The sequence below is a fragment of the Bartonella sp. CM31XJBT genome (assembly GCF_028618555.1).
GTDB lineage: Bacteria > Pseudomonadota > Alphaproteobacteria > Rhizobiales > Rhizobiaceae > Bartonella.
Genome location: NZ_JAQITD010000005.1, coordinates 34529 through 51741, shown reverse-complemented (window position 1 = coordinate 51741; position 17213 = coordinate 34529). Strand labels below are relative to the sequence as shown.

At 36.2% G+C, this 17213-nt stretch carries 15 protein-coding genes; 7 read left to right on the top strand and 8 right to left on the bottom strand.

The genetic code is table 11. The features are described 5' to 3' along the window. Positions 1 to 56 precede the first annotated feature (56 nt). The 4 genes from gor to PVV63_RS03605 form a co-directional block, all read right to left on the bottom strand. The gene (gene gor / locus PVV63_RS03620; RefSeq protein ID WP_273790686.1) at positions 57 to 1448 is read right to left on the bottom strand and encodes a glutathione-disulfide reductase; all 1392 of its coding nucleotides are present in this window, start codon (positions 1446 to 1448) and stop codon (positions 57 to 59) included. Positions 1449 to 1652: 204 nt separating this feature from the next. After that, positions 1653 to 2222: a DUF2059 domain-containing protein gene (locus PVV63_RS03615; protein WP_273790685.1), complete on the bottom strand. Its 570-nt coding sequence runs from the start codon at positions 2220 to 2222 to the stop codon at positions 1653 to 1655. A gap of 107 nt (positions 2223 to 2329) precedes the next feature. Beyond that, positions 2330 to 3034, bottom strand: coding sequence for a ribose-5-phosphate isomerase RpiA (rpiA, locus tag PVV63_RS03610; protein ID WP_273790684.1), 705 nt, complete (start codon positions 3032 to 3034; stop codon positions 2330 to 2332). Positions 3035 to 3516: 482 nt separating this feature from the next. After that, entirely contained in the window at positions 3517 to 5775 is a 2259-nt protein-coding gene (locus tag PVV63_RS03605) for a ComEC/Rec2 family competence protein (protein WP_273790683.1), read from the bottom strand. Between the two features lie 111 nt (positions 5776 to 5886). On the opposite strand from PVV63_RS03605, the gene gltX reads away from it, so the two are divergent. From gltX to PVV63_RS03570, 7 genes are all read left to right on the top strand, one after another. Beyond that, positions 5887 to 7317 carry a glutamate--tRNA ligase gene (gene gltX / locus PVV63_RS03600; RefSeq protein WP_273790682.1) on the top strand — a complete coding sequence of 477 codons (1431 nt, stop codon included), beginning with the start codon at positions 5887 to 5889 and terminating at the stop codon, positions 7315 to 7317. 262 nt (positions 7318 to 7579) lie between these two features. Further along, on the top strand, positions 7580 to 8875 hold the full coding sequence (gene gltA / locus PVV63_RS03595; RefSeq protein WP_273790681.1) for a citrate synthase: 1296 nt from the start codon (positions 7580 to 7582) through the stop codon (positions 8873 to 8875). Positions 8876 to 9607: 732 nt separating this feature from the next. Further along, positions 9608 to 10360, top strand: a complete 753-nt coding sequence (locus tag PVV63_RS03590; RefSeq protein WP_273790680.1) for a transporter substrate-binding domain-containing protein — start codon at positions 9608 to 9610, stop codon at positions 10358 to 10360. Positions 10361 to 10699: 339 nt separating this feature from the next. After that, positions 10700 to 11452, top strand: a complete 753-nt coding sequence (locus tag PVV63_RS03585) for a transporter substrate-binding domain-containing protein (RefSeq protein ID WP_273790679.1) — start codon at positions 10700 to 10702, stop codon at positions 11450 to 11452. Between the two features lie 79 nt (positions 11453 to 11531). Continuing rightward, positions 11532 to 12254 carry an ABC transporter permease gene (locus PVV63_RS03580; RefSeq protein ID WP_273790678.1) on the top strand — a complete coding sequence of 241 codons (723 nt, stop codon included), beginning with the start codon at positions 11532 to 11534 and terminating at the stop codon, positions 12252 to 12254. Then, positions 12251 to 12958, top strand: a complete 708-nt coding sequence (locus PVV63_RS03575; RefSeq protein ID WP_273790677.1) for an ABC transporter permease — start codon at positions 12251 to 12253, stop codon at positions 12956 to 12958. The genes PVV63_RS03580 and PVV63_RS03575 overlap by 4 nt, the downstream gene beginning before the upstream one ends. Before the next feature lie 79 nt (positions 12959 to 13037). Further along, on the top strand, positions 13038 to 13811 hold the full coding sequence (locus tag PVV63_RS03570) for an amino acid ABC transporter ATP-binding protein (RefSeq protein ID WP_273790676.1): 774 nt from the start codon (positions 13038 to 13040) through the stop codon (positions 13809 to 13811). 20 nt (positions 13812 to 13831) lie between these two features. Here the strand turns inward: PVV63_RS03570 and lpxB are convergent, their stop codons facing one another. From lpxB to fabZ, 4 genes are read right to left on the bottom strand one after another with little or no spacing between them, the layout of a single operon-like run. Further along, the gene (lpxB, locus tag PVV63_RS03565) at positions 13832 to 15028 is read right to left on the bottom strand and encodes a lipid-A-disaccharide synthase (protein ID WP_273790675.1); all 1197 of its coding nucleotides are present in this window, start codon (positions 15026 to 15028) and stop codon (positions 13832 to 13834) included. Continuing rightward, positions 15021 to 15893 (bottom strand): LpxI family protein, encoded by an 873-nt coding sequence (locus PVV63_RS03560; RefSeq protein WP_273790674.1) that lies wholly within the window; start codon positions 15891 to 15893, stop codon positions 15021 to 15023. The genes lpxB and PVV63_RS03560 overlap by 8 nt, the downstream gene beginning before the upstream one ends. A 2-nt stretch (positions 15894 to 15895) precedes the next feature. Then, a complete protein-coding gene (gene lpxA, locus PVV63_RS03555) occupies positions 15896 to 16720 on the bottom strand; it encodes an acyl-ACP--UDP-N-acetylglucosamine O-acyltransferase (protein ID WP_273790673.1) in 825 nt (274 codons plus the stop codon). A 24-nt stretch (positions 16721 to 16744) separates the two neighbouring features. Then, entirely contained in the window at positions 16745 to 17212 is a 468-nt protein-coding gene (gene fabZ, locus PVV63_RS03550) for a 3-hydroxyacyl-ACP dehydratase FabZ (RefSeq protein WP_273790672.1), read from the bottom strand. Position 17213 lies beyond the last annotated feature (1 nt).

Here is a 17213-nt window from a genome sequence, read left to right as displayed (position 1 = left end):
AAAGATTAAGCTTAAAGATTAGCATATCAAAAACTTTTTACCATAATATATGCTGTTTAACTTTCTATTTTCTTCCCATTTTCATATATATAACTTGGTTTATACATTGTTACCAATTCTTCTGCCATCGTTGGATGCACTGCCATCGTCTCGTCAAAAATATCCTTCGTCAGCTTACCCTTGAGAGATATCCCTATAAGCTGTGCCATCTCACCAGCATTTTCCCCTAAAATATGAGCGCCCACAACAATACGGCTTTCACCATCAACAATGAGTTTCATAAGCATTTTCTCTGAACTACCAGAAAGAACATTACGCATAGGACGAAAAACTGTACGATAAATTTCAAGACGCTTATAACGCTTTACCGCCTCTTCTTCTGAAAGACCCACCGTTCCAATCTCTGGCTGTGAAAAAACTGCTGTTGTAATTAAATCATAATCAGGTGTTGTGGGAATATTCTCAAATGCTGTCTTAACAAAACACATTGCATCATGAATCGCAACAGGTGTTAATTGAATATGACCTGTTACATCACCAACAGCCCAAATATGGGGGATATTTGTTGTCATTTTCTCATCAACAACAACTGCACCAAATTCATCCACTTGAACACCTGCCCTATCAAGTCTTAAACCCGTTGTATTTGGTACACGCCCCGTAGCCAACATAATCTGATCGGCACTGATTATTTTCCCATTTGATAAAACAACTTCATAACAATTTTCTGCAGCCTGCACTTTAGAAATTGTTATTCCGTAGAGAATAGAAATCCCTTTTTCAATCATTGCATCGCTGAGCAATTGCCGCAAATCATGATCAAAATTACGAAGGATTAAATCACTCCGATGGAGGAGTGTTGTTTTTACACCTAATTCATGAAAAATATTAGCAAATTCAACACCAATATACCCTCCACCAACAATGACTATTGATTTTGGGAGTTGATCAAGGTCAAAAATCTCATTAGAAGTAAGGCAAAATTCACCACCTTCTATGGGAGTATTTTGTGCAAATTTTGCTCCCGTTGCAATCAAAATTTTTTCTGCACTTACCCGCTCACCCGTGGCAGAAAGCTCTAATGTGTGATCATCTATAAAAGTAGCACGACTTTCATAAATATGCACATTGTTATTTTCTAATCCCTTACGATACAGCCCTTCTAACCTTGATATTTCTTTATTTTTAGCTGCAACCAACTTTTCCCAGCTAAAAATTGGATCCGCATATTCCCACCCAAAACCAACACTTTTCTTAAATTCTTTTACATATTGTGATGCATAAACATAAAGTTTTTTGGGAACGCAACCACGAATAACACAAGTGCCCCCTATACGATATTCCTCTGCTATAGCGACCCGCTTGCCAAGACCTCCAGCAAGCCGTGCTGCACGCACTCCACCAGAACCACTTCCAATAACAAATAAATCAAAATCAAAAGAGCCCACGAATTATTCCTTCTTATATAGCTGCAAGAGTAGGCTAAGGTCTTTTATTATCAAATGAAAGTCTTTTTTTCTTTTGAAGAAGCATTTTTTATAAAGCAGTATTCTAAAAAGACCTACTCTCATTAAAATATTAAAAACGGCGGGAAAACCGCCGCTATAAAAAAAAATCAGAAATTGCCCATTGTTGTCATGATATCGATCAAGCTATTTTTTATTTTCTGAAGATTCTGATTTTATTGGCATATTTGTAGGCATAGTAGAATTATTCAAATTAAGTGTTTCAGACATCTCTTTTTTCACATTTTCTACAAGATCCCGCATAAGAGCAGTACGCCATATATCAAATGCTGAATAAGAATCACGTGCAATATTGGGGACTTCTGTCAAAAACTTTTTACCGGTATCAGAATTATAAAATGTTGTTATCGCATCAAGCTCTTTTTGAGTAAAATATTTTGCATATACATGAGCAATCTCTTTTTCTAGATCAGAGCGCCTTTTAATTAAAGCAAGCGCCTGCTTATCAACAATATCAGAAATAGCTGTTGCTAAATTCGGATCATCGCTGATCAGTTCATTTTTGAAATCATGGACCGCATTTGGTAAAAAACTATCAAATTGATCCGTTGCATGAATAGCTCTGATTGCCTTTCGCGCTGAATCCAAATGTTGATCACTCACACCTTGTGCATAAACCGTTCCAACATTTACAAAAAAAATAGCAATTACACCAAAATATACGACAAAACGCTGAAAAGAAAATATTATTTTCATTTAATGATTACCCCGATAGCTAATTATAATTTTAATTCGTTATTCTACCTAAAATCTTTAAGACCCTTTATTTACTGTGCTAACATATCATCATGTAAATGCCTTTTCTAAAAATCAAACGGTTCTAAAACTTTTATTTGACCATCAGCCATAGCGACAATTGCACGTGAAGCCAACCCCAAAAAAAGGCCATGCTCAACAACACCAGGAATAGCAAGAAGTGCATCCGATAATGGTTTTGGTTGCAAAATGCAGCCCCAAAATGCATCAAGAATAAAATGGCCACCATCTGTTTCAAAAGGATCTTTTCCATTCATTCGCAATGAAATTTTTCCAGAAAGCCCTAAATCATCAGCGACTTTTTCAATGGCTCTGCATGTTGTGTGGATACCAAATGGATTAACTTCAATTGGTAGTGCAAAAGCACCAAGTCTTTTTACCACCTTTGTTTCATCCGCAATGACAAGCATTGCACGAGATGCCGATGCTACAATTTTTTCATACAACAATGCTCCCCCTCCCCCTTTAATGAGCATCATCTCAGGACCAATTTCATCTGCTCCGTCAATATCAAGGTCCAGCTCAGGTATTTGTTCTAAAGTGCTAACAGGCACTCCAAACTTATGACAGAGTTGTTCAGAATATCTTGAAGTAGCAACACCAGTCACACGCAAACCATCCGCAACACGCTCACCTAGAAGACGAATAAATTCATTGACTGTCGAACCAGATCCGATACCAAGCCGCATACCATCTTCAACAAACTCAAGCGCTTTAATAGCTGCCATTTTTTTTAACTGCTGAACATTCATGAATGACTTTGCCTTCTATCCGCATAAGCAGCATTTATCACCCCTATTACCACCGATAATAATGATAATAAAAGATAACCTCTTGACGCAATCTATTTAAATTTACCATCATCTTTTGCTTGAAGAGATGTTACCCGTTATAGAAATATATGATAAGAATAAAATAGAATAATCAACAATTATCTTTTTTATTTCTTTGAGAAGATTTGTTAGCATTTTTTTCATTCAATAAGAATTTTTGATTTATCTTGTGCTATCAATAGGATGCACAAAGATGCACATATCAATTTTTTTGAAAAAATTAAAATGATCAGATATAAAAAATCATCTATTTCTAGAAAACTGTAGATTATTATCTCGTTTCAATGACATTGATAAAATTACCAATCTAAATACCGTAAAATATTATGAGAAAAGTCTTCTGTTATTTTTTGTTTTGTCATTATCCAAATGTGAAGCAAAATATGACCGATTATATGTTTTTATGAATGCTGTCTGTGCATATTCCATGGTCTATGAAACCCTAGAGAAGACCAAATAATATCTCCACCTTTGGTCATCATAACGCTTCCTCGTGATAACAATTGTTGAGGCATAAATATTATTTTTGCCTTCTTGTAACAAGTTGGATTATGCATCACAAATGTCTGAATGAGAATATCTGCCTCTACACATTGATCTGTTTCTCTCTGTAAAACGATCACTTTTAATCCATTATCCAATAAAGATGTACATACATGATAATCACAAATAAATTGTCCGTGCAACGAAGGACCATATTTTGTTGGTTTAATCGTTTCATTCACACGAAATGACTTTTTCCATATGGATGTCGTGAACTTAGAAATATGGTAACGATCAATATATAATTTTTTATCATGGATAACGCCCACGAGACGCATATTATCTGCTATAATCAGTTGTACAGGTGAATGCATTACACAAATAGAAATACCTGCCAAAATAAACAAACTAAAAAAGAGCCGGATGGGTGTTTTGCAAAAAGTCAGTCCAACCAAGCCTATACTCAATAAAACTAACGCTGATAACGGCATAAAACCAGGATTCAAATCAGGAGAAATAGCCTTGATAGCATGTGCAATCTTTATTACAAGATCAACTCCAAAACCCATAATTTGAAGAGGAAGCCATTCGAATCCTCCTAACATTGCAAGAACTGCGATTAATCCAAAGGGAATGACAAAAATTGAGATGACAGGCAAAGCAAAAGCATTACTAATAATGCTCAAAGATGCCATATTAGAAAAATGATAAGCAGCATAAATTCCACTTGCACTCCCTGCAACAAAGGAAGAAGCACATGTTGAAAGCATCGATGAGAAAACAAAATTTATCACTCCTCCTCCAACATAAGAGGGAGTTGTTTTTCTTTTACGAAAAAATGACCTTCCACTCCACCAATCAAAAAAAGCGATCAAAGCAGCAGTCGCAGAAAAGGACATTTGAAAGCTAGGACCTAATATTTCATGGGGTGTCATCGCTAGAGTTATCAACCCTGCAATGGAAAAATTACGCATTGTTATAGCAGAGCGATTACACAATATAGCAACCAACATAACAGCAATCATCACAAAACTTCTTTGCGCTGATATTGCTAAGCCCGACAATAACAAATAAAAAGCTGTTATCATAAAAGCAACGATAGCAGCAAATTTTTTACTGGAATAATAGGAAGAAAAAACTGGAAAAAATGCTAAAAAACTACGGATACTCAAAAGAACTATGCCGCTTAACAACGCCATATGTAAACCTGATATTGATAAAATATGAGCTAATCCAGCTGTACGTAATGCTTCATTTGTCTCATTTGAAATACCAGCACGCTGCCCTGTTATGAGGGCAGCTGCAACACTCCCCTTTTCTCCTTCAAGGGCTATATGGATTCTTTGTGTCATCTTCGTGCGTAAATTTTCAATTTTCTGTAGAATGATAGCGAATATTCCATCAGGCTGCGAAACGAATATTTTTCTTGGTTTTTCTAAATAAACGCCTTGTGCTCCAATTCTTTTAAAATAATTATGAAAACTAAAATCGTAGCCTCCTGGACGCACAGGCCCAGAGAATGCACGAATCTTAACTTTTCCATGCAGTCCATCACCAATCGCTAAGCCAGATGGCAAATATCTTGCCGATAAACGAACACGATGAAGACTATGTCGTAATACAGGATTTTCTGTATTCAAAATCTCCAAAACTAAACGAAATCCTCCTTTGGCACCTGACTCAATAGAAACAATTCTTCCCGTCAATGTAGTGACAATGTCACTGCTTAGCATGGGTGTTGCAATACGCCACGTTTCTATTTTTGCCGCTAAAGCACCCAATATAATACAAAACAGAAACCCCACGGGAATCCATATTTTTCGATAAAAACGTGCAACATAGAATATTCCCAGAAAAATACTGACCAACGCCCCCAATTGTCCCCAACTTGGTTCCCACTCTAAATGAAAATAGAAAATGATTCCTAGGGCAAAAAAGACTAAAATCAGCGAAAAAAGGATACCAAAAGAAACTTCTTTATTGATACAATCTTCTAACCATTTGCGAAAAAAAATGATTACTTCTTTTAAGAGTGTCAATAAAAAAAGTTTTTGTTGGTTATAGCTACCGTTCTTTGCATCATCATATCTAGAAAAAACACTCTGCCCTATCTGACATGGCTTTTTTCCTTCTGTAACAGATTTTTCGGATAAACCCTCTTTACTTTTATAAAACATCAGTCCCCCACTTTAACTCGCAATACGGCTATTGCACGCCCCATCACTTATGCTAACATGACTTTTCTATAAAATTCCATAAGTAATATCTTAGTTTAAAGGAAAATATTCGTGTCTGTTATTACTCGTTTTGCCCCTTCACCCACTGGCTTCCTTCATATTGGTGGTGCTCGTACTGCTCTTTTTAATTGGCTTTATGCAAAACATACCGGTGGAAAAATGCTTTTACGAATTGAAGATACAGACCGAGAGCGTTCAACAGAAGCAGCTGTAAAAGCCATTATAGATGGCTTGCACTGGATGGGTCTTAGTTACGATGGCGCCCCTATTTCGCAATTCGAACGTGCAGAACGTCACCGCCAAATCGCTGAACAGTTGGTCAAGAATGGTAAAGCATATTATTGTTATGCTTCACCTGAAGAGTTAGCTGAAATGCGTGAAAAAGCCCGTGCAGAAGGGCGCCCACCACGTTATGATGGACGTTGGCGCGACCGTGATAGTTCTGAAGCTCCTAAAGGTGTTAAGCCTGTTATTCGCATCAAAGCCCCTCAAGATGGAGAAACGATTGTACATGATCGCGTTCAAGGTGATATCCGTTTTCCCAATAAAGATCTCGATGACTTCATTATTTTGCGTTCTGATGGTTCGCCTACCTATATGCATGCTGTTGTCGTTGATGATCATGATATGGGCATCACACATATTATACGTGGTGACGATCATCTTACCAACGCAGCCCGACAAACGATTATCTTTAAAGCAATGGGATGGGACATTCCTGTTATGGCCCATATTCCTCTTATCCATGGTGAAAACGGTGCAAAATTATCAAAGCGACATGGCGCGCTCGGTGTTGATGCCTACCGAACAATGGGATATCTTCCTGCTGCTTTGCGCAATTACCTTGTCCGTTTAGGTTGGAGTCATGGTGATGACGAACTGATGTCACTTAAAGATATGATTTCTTGGTTTGATATTGAGGATATTAACAAAGGTGCTGCTCGTTTTGATCTCAAAAAGCTCGATTCCATCAACGGACACTATATGCGTATGAGTAATGATCAAGAACTTTTTGATGCCGCTCTTAATATTCTACCAGAAACCGATAGGGGAGCACAAATTATTGAAAAACTTGATGAAAAACGCCGTGTTCAATTTTTAAAAGCAATCCCGCATTTGAAAGAACGTTCAAAAACACTGTGCGAACTGATTGACAATGCCTCCTTCATTTTTACGCAACGACCTTTACAACTTGATGAAAAAGCTCAAATGCTCTTAGATAAAAATGGACGAACCATTTTAAACGATCTTTATCTTGCTCTGAAAGCGTGCCCCTCTTGGGATACAAAAACTCTAGATGAAACACTTCGCTCTTTTGTCCAAACACAGAATCTCAAATTTGGATCTATCGCCCAACCACTTCGCGCAGCTCTTACAGGATGTGCAACATCACCAGGTGTTTTGGATATTCTTATTTTATTAGGACGCGATGAATCCCTTCATCGCATCAAGGACCAACTTATCACAACAATATGCCCATGATGTGCACTGAGTATATTTCCTCAAATAAGGATCTATACAGATATCTCAACGCGCCTTAAAAGAGTTTTTTATGTTATATCATTGAAATACATTTCTTATTGAGTAATAATGATCAATAAGGAAATATTTTTAGATTGCATGTACTCACTTTTAGAGGCAATCTACCCTTAATATAAGTAAGAAAAGCTTCAGTTATACATCCCCCACTCTGATGAAGCAGAGTCTTAATTTTTAGAAGTGAAGGATCTGAAAGGAATACCGAATGTCTGAGAATAACGCATATATTATTGTGAATGATAAAAAAGTAGAGCTTCCCTTGCGTAAAGGCACGAGTGGACCTGAAGTCATTGAAATTGCTTCTCTCTACAAAAAAACCGATATTTTTACTTATGATCCTGGTTTTACTTCAACAGCTTCTTGTGAATCAAAAATTACTTATATCGATGGTGATAAAGGTATATTGCTTTATCGTGGTTATCCTATTGATCAATTGGCTGAAAAAGGAGACTTTCTCGAAAGTTGTTATCTTTTACTTTATGGTGAACTCCCAACACAGCAAGAAAAAAATGAATTTGATCGATGTATTATGCAGCATACCATGGTACACGAACAGTTTGCACGCTTCTTCCATGGCTTCCGTCGTGATTCTCATCCTATGGCCGTCATGGTTGCCTGCCTTGGCGCTATGTCTGCGTTCTATCACGACTCTATTGATATTACAGATCCTCACCAGAGAATGATTGCTTCTGTTCGTCTTATCTCAAAAGTTCCAACGCTTGCTGCTATGGCCTATAAATACAGTATCGGACAAGCATTTGTTTATCCACGTAATGATCTTAATTATGCTGCAAATTTCCTCCATATGTGCTTTGCAGTTCCTTGTGAAGAATATAAAACAAACCCTGTGCTTGCTCGGGCGATGGATCAAATCTTTATCCTTCATGCAGATCATGAACAAAATGCTTCTACATCTACGGTACGTCTTGCTGGATCCTCGGGTGCTAATCCGTTTGCCTGTATTGCAGCAGGAGTTGCATGCCTTTGGGGACCAGCACATGGTGGTGCCAATGAAGCATGTCTAAAAATGCTACAAGAAATAGGTTCTATTAAAAGAATTCCTGAATTTATTGCACGTGCAAAAGATAAAAATGATCCTTTCCGCCTTATGGGCTTTGGGCACCGTGTCTATAAAAATTATGATCCACGTGCAAAAATCATGCAAAAAACCTGTCATAAAGTTTTAAAAGAACTCAACATTCAAGATGACCCTCTTCTTGATATTGCAATAGAGCTTGAAAAAATTGCCTTAAGTGATGAATATTTTATTGAAAAAAAGCTTTATCCCAATGTTGATTTCTATTCCGGCATTACATTAAAAGCTCTAGGTTTTCCAACTGAAATGTTTACTGTCCTTTTTGCATTGGCGCGCAGTGTCGGGTGGGTGGCACAATGGAAAGAAATGATTGAAGACCCTGCACAAAAAATTGGTCGTCCTCGACAACTCTACACAGGCTATGCTATGCGTGACTATGTTCCTATAGATGAACGTGCAAATTAAAAAAGAGATCAATAAAGCTTCAGTTTACTGAAGCTTTATTGAGAGTAATCAAAAAACATCCTTTAAGAATTTTTATAAAACGTGATTTTAAAACTCTTTCTACAGAGATAACATCATCATAAAAATTTACTAAAAAATTCTAAGTTTTAGCTCTGTAAAGAAATTGAGAATACTCTTCTGCGAATTAGCCAAACATTTAGCAAAAAGAAATTGAAAATTTTACCTTATAATCCTCATTATCTTTAATGGAAATGTATTCCCTATCATTCCCCCATGTTTAAAAGCCCTATTACATATTAAAATCTAGCAATGTCAGAATTTTTCTTTCTATCTTCTTCAGATAAAATTGCAAAAGACTTACATTAAGTGCTTCTCTAAGATGCCAAAACTTCTTATCCCTCTTCAAATAGATTCGAATAAAAATACTTTACATTTTGTCCTGTTAAGAGCTGAAATTTTCTTTGTATTTAAGTTAATAGTTTTTCTTTTAAAGATAAATTATTGATTTTTTAAGTAAAATCATTAAATCATATAATCAATAGAGGTGTCCTTCTTTCCTGTATTTTTTATTCCCATACTTGATAAAAAGAAATTATTTTTTGACAATGATATTCAGCATAATGATAGCAAAATGACCACAGATAAATTTTTTACATTGCTCCAAAAGAGCTTACAGATTATAAAAATTCATGATGGTTTCATATTTGCCAGCTTATCTAATAGGAGAACATAATGAAATTATTAGCAGGAGTTCTTATAATAAGCGCGACACTATTTACCCTATCGGCCAATTCTCAAACGCTGAAAATTGCAAGTGATGCTTCTTATCCGCCATTTAGTTATATTGACTCAAATAACGAACTTCAAGGGTTTGATATTGATATATCTTATGCTCTTTGCAAAAAAATGAATGTTGAATGTACTATTGTCACACAAGACTTCGAGGGGATGATTCCCGGTCTTCTTGCCAAAAAATACGATGCTATTGTTTCTTCCCTTTCTCCTACAAAAGAGCGCTTACAAAAAATTGATTTTACAGATCCTTACTACAATACAGCACTCGCTGTTATTGTTACCAAAAATTCGGAAATTAAAGAAATCTCAACACAAGCCTTTAGAGGTAAAAACCTTGGTGTACAATCAAATACAACACAAGCTGCATATGCGGAAGATCATTATGCCTCTGAAGGAGTTAATATCAAACTTTATCCTACAGCAGCAGAAGTTAATCGTGATCTTTTAAGCCATCGGCTTGATATCATCATCTTTGATAAATTAAAAGCATTAAATTGGCTTGAAAATGAAGGAAAAGACTGCTGTCTCCTCTTGGGAACTCTAGAAAAAACAAATTTTCCTATTGCAATTGCACTCCGTCAAAATAATAATGATCTTAAAAACAGTTTTAATAAAGCAATAGAAGAAATCCGCGCCGATGGAACCTATGAGAAAATTATGAGAAAATATTTTACTTTCGATATCGATTAGATCTCACTATGAATTAAAATTCAATCTGTATATTTAAGGAGTATCTTTAACTCTTTATTGGACATGCAGGTATAATTGGAAATTCGGCATTTCTATAAGAAAATTTACATTTATCAAAATAATTTTTAATTGTTCCTCAATATTTAAACACTTTATAGAATCTAATGACAACGATAAAGTTGTATTTTTATCGTATCAAAATCTAATTTTTTGATAATAATGCCCAACATAATGATCTAAAATAAGCATCAATAAATTTTTGAATTGCTCCCAAAAAGCTTACAGATTATAAAAACATAATGATTTCATATTTGCCCGCTTATCCAATAGGAGAACATCATGAAATTATTAGCAGGAGCTCTTATAATAAGCGCCGTACTATTCACCCAATTGGCTGATGCGAAAACATTAAAAATTGCGAGTGAAGGCACCTACCCTCCCTTTAGTTATATTGACTCAAATAATAAATTGCAGGGACTTGATATTGATATATCTTATGCACTTTGTAAAAAAATGAATGTTGAGTGTACTATTGTTACACAAGACTTCGAGGGAATGATCCCTGGACTTATTGCAAAAAAATATGATGCTATCATTGCTTCCCTCTCTCTCACACAAGAGCGCTTACAAAAAATTGACTTCACAGATCCTTACTACGATACAGCACTGGCTGTTATCGTTACCAAAGCTTCGGGAATTAAAGAAATCTCGACACAAGACTTTAGAGGTAAAAATCTTGGTGTGCAATCAAATACAACACAAGCTTTCTATGCAGAAGATCATTATGTTTCTAAAGAGGTGAAAATCAAACTCTACCCTTCCACAATAGAAGTGAATCGTGACCTTTTAAATCATCGACTTGATGTGATTATTGTTGATAAATTACAAGCATTAAATTGGCTTAAAAATGAAGGAAAAGATTGCTGTCTCCTCTTGGGAACTCTAGAAGAAACAAGATTTCCTATTGCAATTGCAGTCCGTCAAAATAATAATGAACTTAAAAATAAGTTCAATAAGGCGCTAAAAGAAATCCGTTTGGATGGAACTTATGAAAAAATTATGAGAAAGTATTTTACAGGTGATGTTTATTAAATATCGATATGATATTTAAATGAAACCTACTGGTTATTGCTAAAAAATATTATCGAACTCTTTCATGAGGAACACAGGAATGATTGAAAATTTAGCATTGCTATCATTTAGCAATGGTGGATGGGGAGTGGTTATACTTTCCAGTGCAGGAATGACTTTGTCATTGGCATTATGTTGTGGCTTTCTAGGATTTCCTCTAGGACTTCTCAATGCAGTGATGATTCGATCCAATATTAAGATGGCCAAAGCTATGGCACGCCTCTTTTCAACAGTATTCCGTGGGCTACCAGAGCTTTTAACTTTGTTTTTAGTTTACTACGGATTACAAAGCCTTATTCAAAATTTATTTGACTATTTTAATTTTGAAATCATGTTCAGTATCAATGCATTTGTTGCTGGTGTTCTTGCCCTTAGTATGGTTCTTGCAGCTTTTTCTTGTGAAGTTTGGCTTGGAGCATTTAATATTTTTGATAAAGGTCAATATGAAGCGGCTAAAGCTTTAGGACTTTCACGGTCAACCACATTTTTTCGTATTGTCTTCCCTCAGCTCATCCGAAATGCCTTGCCAGGACTTTCTAATAATTGGCTTACTTTACTGAAAGATACATCCCTTGTTTCTACCATCGCGCTTGTTGACCTCATGCGACAAACGAATTTAGCTGTCGCTGCTACCAATAAACCCATGCTATTTTATTTTGTAGCATGCTTACTCTATTTGTTATTTTCAGCGGTTTTTACTGCAATCTTACGCCATTTGGAAACATACACTCAAATAGGCTATAAAAAGGTGCTAGGTCAATGATTCCTGAGTGGCTTTATTTCCTTTTTAATCCTGATCTTTTAAGCCATTATGGACCCAAATTTATTAATGGCTTTATTGTTACTGTTGAGCTTGTTTCTATTTCTTGTTCTCTAGGTCTTTTTCTTGGTATGCTTATCGCTTTTGCTCGTCTATCAAAGAATACATTTTTACAATATTTTGCAAATGCTTATGTCTATTTTTTCCGTGGCTCTCCTTTATTAGCTCAACTCTTTCTTTTTTATTATGGGCTTGGTTCAATGAATAGTTTTTGGCAACAGGTGGGACTATGGTGGTTTTTTCAAAATGCGTGGTATTGTTGTCTTTTTATTTTTACACTCAATTCTGCTGCCTATCAATCTGAGATCTTTAAAGGAAGTTTTTTATCCGTAACAACTGGACAGCGTGAAGCATCAAAAGCTTTAGGTTTAAGCAACTCTGTCACATTTTTTAGAGTTATTCTTCCACAAGCAATGATTGTAGCATTACGCCCCCTAGGAAATGAGTTGATTTTAATGATTAAATCCAGTGCTGTTGCCTCACTTATTACTGTTTATGATTTAATGGGAGTTGCTAAACTCACTTATTCACGGACTTTTGATTTTCAAGTTTACGTTTGGGCTGCTCTTATCTATCTCTTTATCGTTGAACTCATTCATCGTTTTATTGTTTTTATCGAACAGCGCCTCACTCGATATTTACGTTAAATAAAATGATCATAAAAAACTTTACCAAACCAAAATGTTGAATTAATCACGTTATTCATCAATGAAAGAATAAAATAAGATGAATTTGAAAAATAATAAATCGATCTCTCCCAATAAAAAACCAGTGATCTCTATTCAAAATCTAAATAAATGGTATGGAAACTTTCAGGTCCTACATGATATCAACTTTAATGTTCAAGCTGGTGAACATATCGTTATTTGTGGACCATCCGGATCAGGAAAATCAACGTTAATTCGTTGTATTAATCAATTAGAACAAGCACAAAAAGGTTCAATCTGTATCCATAACGTTGATATCCATACCGCTCCTATACAACAGCAAAAAAAAGTTCTTCGTAAGATAGGAATGGTCTTTCAGAATTTTAATTTATTTCCCCACATGAGCGTTATACAAAATTGTATTTTAGCACCTATGACCGTTCAAGGGCTTTCCAAACAACAAGCACAAGAACGGGCAATTCGTTACTTAACACATGTTGGTATTGAAAAACACTGTGAAAAATATCCTTTACAACTTTCTGGTGGGCAACAACAACGTGTTGCGATTGCCCGTGCACTTTGTATGGAACCTGAAGTCATGCTTTTTGATGAACCAACCTCTGCTCTTGATCCAGAAAGTGTGGGAGAAGTTTTGGAAGTGATGGCTCGATTGTCCGATACAGGGATCACAATGCTTTGTGTTACCCATGAAATGGGCTTCGCACGTAAAGTCTCAGAAAGAATACTCTTTCTAGAAAATGGAAAAATTGTTGAAGATACAGCCTCTGAAGAATTTTTTACCAATCCTAAAAGCCAACGTGCTTGTAATTTTCTTGCTAAAATTAAATATTAATCATTAAAATATTGCTTTATTTATACAATTTTATTCTTGTTTTTTAAAAGAGCGATAATTGTTTGTGCGCCAACAACCCCCGATGGTACTTCAGTTTTCATTTTCTGTTCTACCATCTCAAAGGCATCAAGTTGTGCCTGTCGCAATAAAGGATTAGCCAAAAGTTGTTCTACTTGTCTTGCTAACATACCAGGACGGATTAATTCATTCAAATATTCCGAAACAATAGGCTTATCAGCAATAATATTTGGAAGAGCAGCACTCCATAACATCATTTTAGGAAAAATAAATAATTTAGAAAAACGATCAAGTTTATAGCAAAGAACCATAGGAATTTTTGCTAAGGCTAATTCAAGTGAAACAGTTCCATGTGCCGCAAGAGCAACATCTGCTTGTGCAAAAGCACGCCATTTTTCATCTTCACCAACGACAATTTCTATCTTGCTTTTCCAGCCTTGCACAAAATCACGGATTCTATCTACCAAATGAGGTAAGGTTGGTAAAATAATACGTAAATGAGGAATACGTTGTACAAGAATCTCTACTGTTTCTCGAAAAATAGGCATTAAGGAACGAATTTCTAAATTGCGTGATCCTGGCAAAATAACTAATGTAGGCGATGATATTTGTGTATCGATCAAATTTCTTTGTTCTAATTGGCTTTTTTTTTCTGACTGAACTCTCAAAAGGGGAGGATATGTCAAAAGACGATGTCCAACATAGGTCGTGGCAGGGCCTCCCAAATCTTGCATAATCTTTTCTTCAAAAGGAAAAACCGCTAAAACATGATCAACAAATCCACGCATAGCTTTTGCACGCTCTGGCCTCCATGCCCAAACGGTTGGTGCAATATATTTAATAATAGGAATAGAAGGCGCTAAAGCACGTACCTTTTTTGCAATACGATGTGTGAAATCAGGACTATCAATAATAATTAAACAATCAGGTTGTTCTTGTGCAATAAATTTGGATAAATTGCGAATATGTAGCAACAACAATGGTAGTTTTTTCAATACTTCCTTTAAACCTATTAAAGCAATATCATGGGAATCAAAAAAGCTTTTTAAACCTAATGCCTTTAAATGCCTCCCCCCAACACCAATCAAATGAATATTGCATCCTATCTGTTGTGATAAACAAGTAATTAAATCGGCCCCAAGTAAATCACCAGATTCCTCACCTGAAACCACAGCAATCTTTAAGAAACAATTATTCATGACCAAACCTTTCAAATGTCTCTATAAATAGAGAATATTTGTTGGCTTTTTCTATTGTTGTTTTCACCGATAATATTAGACTTCTATTTGCCTCCACCGCAACACCAGATAAACCACTCTTTGCAATATTTATTATTGTCGCTGGCCCAATTGATGGCAAATCAACGCGATTATCCTGTTGTGGTTTTGCACATTTTACAAGAATGCCACCTTTAAGGGGAATTTGCCCTCTTTCTCGCATTTCACAAACACGCCACAGCATATTATCAGTTCCCTCAGCACCCTCCAGAGCAACCACCCTTCCTTGGACAACGACAACGGCTTGCCCGATATCTAATTGACCTAAAAGCTTTGCTGCTTCTACTGCTAAAAAAATATCTTTTTTCTCTTTTGGAGTAGCGCGCCGTACTGTTAAATTAAATTCTATGGGAGCTAAAAGATCTGGGACTATTTCGTGAGCACCGATAACACAAAAACCGTGTGCTTCAATAACCCGTATAAAAGCTTTTAATAACGCATCGTCTCCCCTCTTCAAAGCTCCGATTAACTTAGGAAGAGCTAAAAATGTTGTCCAGTCCAGTCGCAATTGTTTAAGAAGTGGACGCTTTTTCACACCACCTGCCAAAACAACATTATATACACCAGCCTCTTTTAAAATTTTAACGAGTCGCGCTAACTCTACAATTGATAGCTCGCAATGCTCATAGCGATAAAGAACAGAATCTGCCTCACCATGCAAAAGCACAAGAAAAGGATTTTCTCCATTCTTCTCAAGAGTCTGCGCAACAGTAATCGGTAGAACACCATTTCCTGCTATAATAGCAGTACGGCCGGAAAGAAAACTTCTGGCTCCCCAAATAGGCATTTTTAATCCTTATGTTCTTTTATTTTATCACCTTCAAATTTTGGTGTACAATAAAAACGCTTTCCTTCTTCTTTAATAAAATTAACAACTTCAGAAACAGACTGAGAAGAAGAATAAAAAGAAGCAACATCACTAACACGCTCTTTAAATGGTTTGCTATGATCAAAAAGCATGGCAACTGCATGACGGAGTGCATGAATATCTTGACGCTCAAGTCCTGCACGCTTCATGCCAATAATATTGAGGCCGGCAAGTTTTGCCTGCACACCAACAGCTGTTCCATAAGGTATCAGATCACCAACCAGTGCAGATACGCCGCCGATAAATGCATGATGTCCAACACGAACAAATTGATGAACAGCAGCACCACCACCAATAATCACATAATCACCAACAGTGACATGACCAGCAATCATTGCGTTATTGGCAAATGTTACATGATTGCCTACATAACAATCGTGAGCGATATGCGCATAACAAAAAAATTGGCAATTATCACCAACAACTGTCATTCCTACACTCGAATCGGAACCCCTATGCATTGTTACACCTTCACGAATCGTACAATTCTTACCAATAAAAAGAGTTGTAGCTCCTCCTTTATGTTTATTATTTTGCGGATCTGCCCCCAAAACAGCATGAGAAAATACTTTACTCTTGGCTCCTAATGTTGTCTTTCCCATTATTACAACATGACTTGTCAAACTACATTCATCACCAATAACAGCCTCTGAACTAATATGGCAAAATGGTCCAACGCGTACATTCTCACCAAGCTGCGCTCCCTTCTCCACAAGAGCAGTTGGATGGATTTTCGTACCGGACATTTTTAAATTCCCATCAAATATCGTTTATTCTTCTTCGACAATCATTGCAGCAATTTCTGCTTCAGCGACGCGGACATCTTCTACTTTTGCAACACATGAAAAACGTCTCATACCAGATCTTTTTTTCAAAAGCTGAACATGAATCTTGAGCTGATCACCAGGCATAACCGGCTTACGAAATTTCGCATTATCAACCGTCATAAGGTAAACTAAATTTGTTTGCTTATTGCCTAAATTTAAAAGTGCTATTGCTCCTGCCGTTTGTGCCATAGCTTCTAAAATCAAAACTCCAGGCATAACAGGCTTTGCGGGAAAATGTCCCGTAAAATGTGGCTCATTAATCGTTATATTTTTAATACCAATCGCTTCTTGTTCACCATCAATATCAACGATACGATCAATCAATAAAAATGGATAACGGTGCGGTAATATTGATAATAGTTTTTCAATATCGACAGCCTCTAAGTTTTTAGTTTTTTCACTGCTGATCATA

Excerpts from the sequence above, each read along its gene's own strand:
- PVV63_RS03615 (WP_273790685.1), bottom strand. The coding sequence starts at position 2,222 with ATGAAAATAATATTTTCTTTTCAGCGTTTTGTCGTATATTTTGGTGTA.
- rpiA (WP_273790684.1), bottom strand. The coding sequence starts at position 3,034 with ATGAATGTTCAGCAGTTAAAAAAAATGGCAGCTATTAAAGCGCTTGAG.
- PVV63_RS03605 (WP_273790683.1), bottom strand. The coding sequence starts at position 5,775 with ATGTTTTATAAAAGTAAAGAGGGTTTATCCGAAAAATCTGTTACAGAA.
- gltA (WP_273790681.1), top strand. The coding sequence starts at position 7,580 with ATGTCTGAGAATAACGCATATATTATTGTGAATGATAAAAAAGTAGAG.
- PVV63_RS03590 (WP_273790680.1), top strand. The coding sequence starts at position 9,608 with ATGAAATTATTAGCAGGAGTTCTTATAATAAGCGCGACACTATTTACC.
- PVV63_RS03585 (WP_273790679.1), top strand. The coding sequence starts at position 10,700 with ATGAAATTATTAGCAGGAGCTCTTATAATAAGCGCCGTACTATTCACC.
- PVV63_RS03580 (WP_273790678.1), top strand. The coding sequence starts at position 11,532 with ATGATTGAAAATTTAGCATTGCTATCATTTAGCAATGGTGGATGGGGA.
- PVV63_RS03575 (WP_273790677.1), top strand. The coding sequence starts at position 12,251 with ATGATTCCTGAGTGGCTTTATTTCCTTTTTAATCCTGATCTTTTAAGC.
- PVV63_RS03570 (WP_273790676.1), top strand. The coding sequence starts at position 13,038 with ATGAATTTGAAAAATAATAAATCGATCTCTCCCAATAAAAAACCAGTG.
- lpxB (WP_273790675.1), bottom strand. The coding sequence starts at position 15,028 with ATGAATAATTGTTTCTTAAAGATTGCTGTGGTTTCAGGTGAGGAATCT.
- PVV63_RS03560 (WP_273790674.1), bottom strand. The coding sequence starts at position 15,893 with ATGCCTATTTGGGGAGCCAGAAGTTTTCTTTCCGGCCGTACTGCTATT.
- lpxA (WP_273790673.1), bottom strand. The coding sequence starts at position 16,720 with ATGTCCGGTACGAAAATCCATCCAACTGCTCTTGTGGAGAAGGGAGCG.
- fabZ (WP_273790672.1), bottom strand. The coding sequence starts at position 17,212 with ATGATCAGCAGTGAAAAAACTAAAAACTTAGAGGCTGTCGATATTGAA.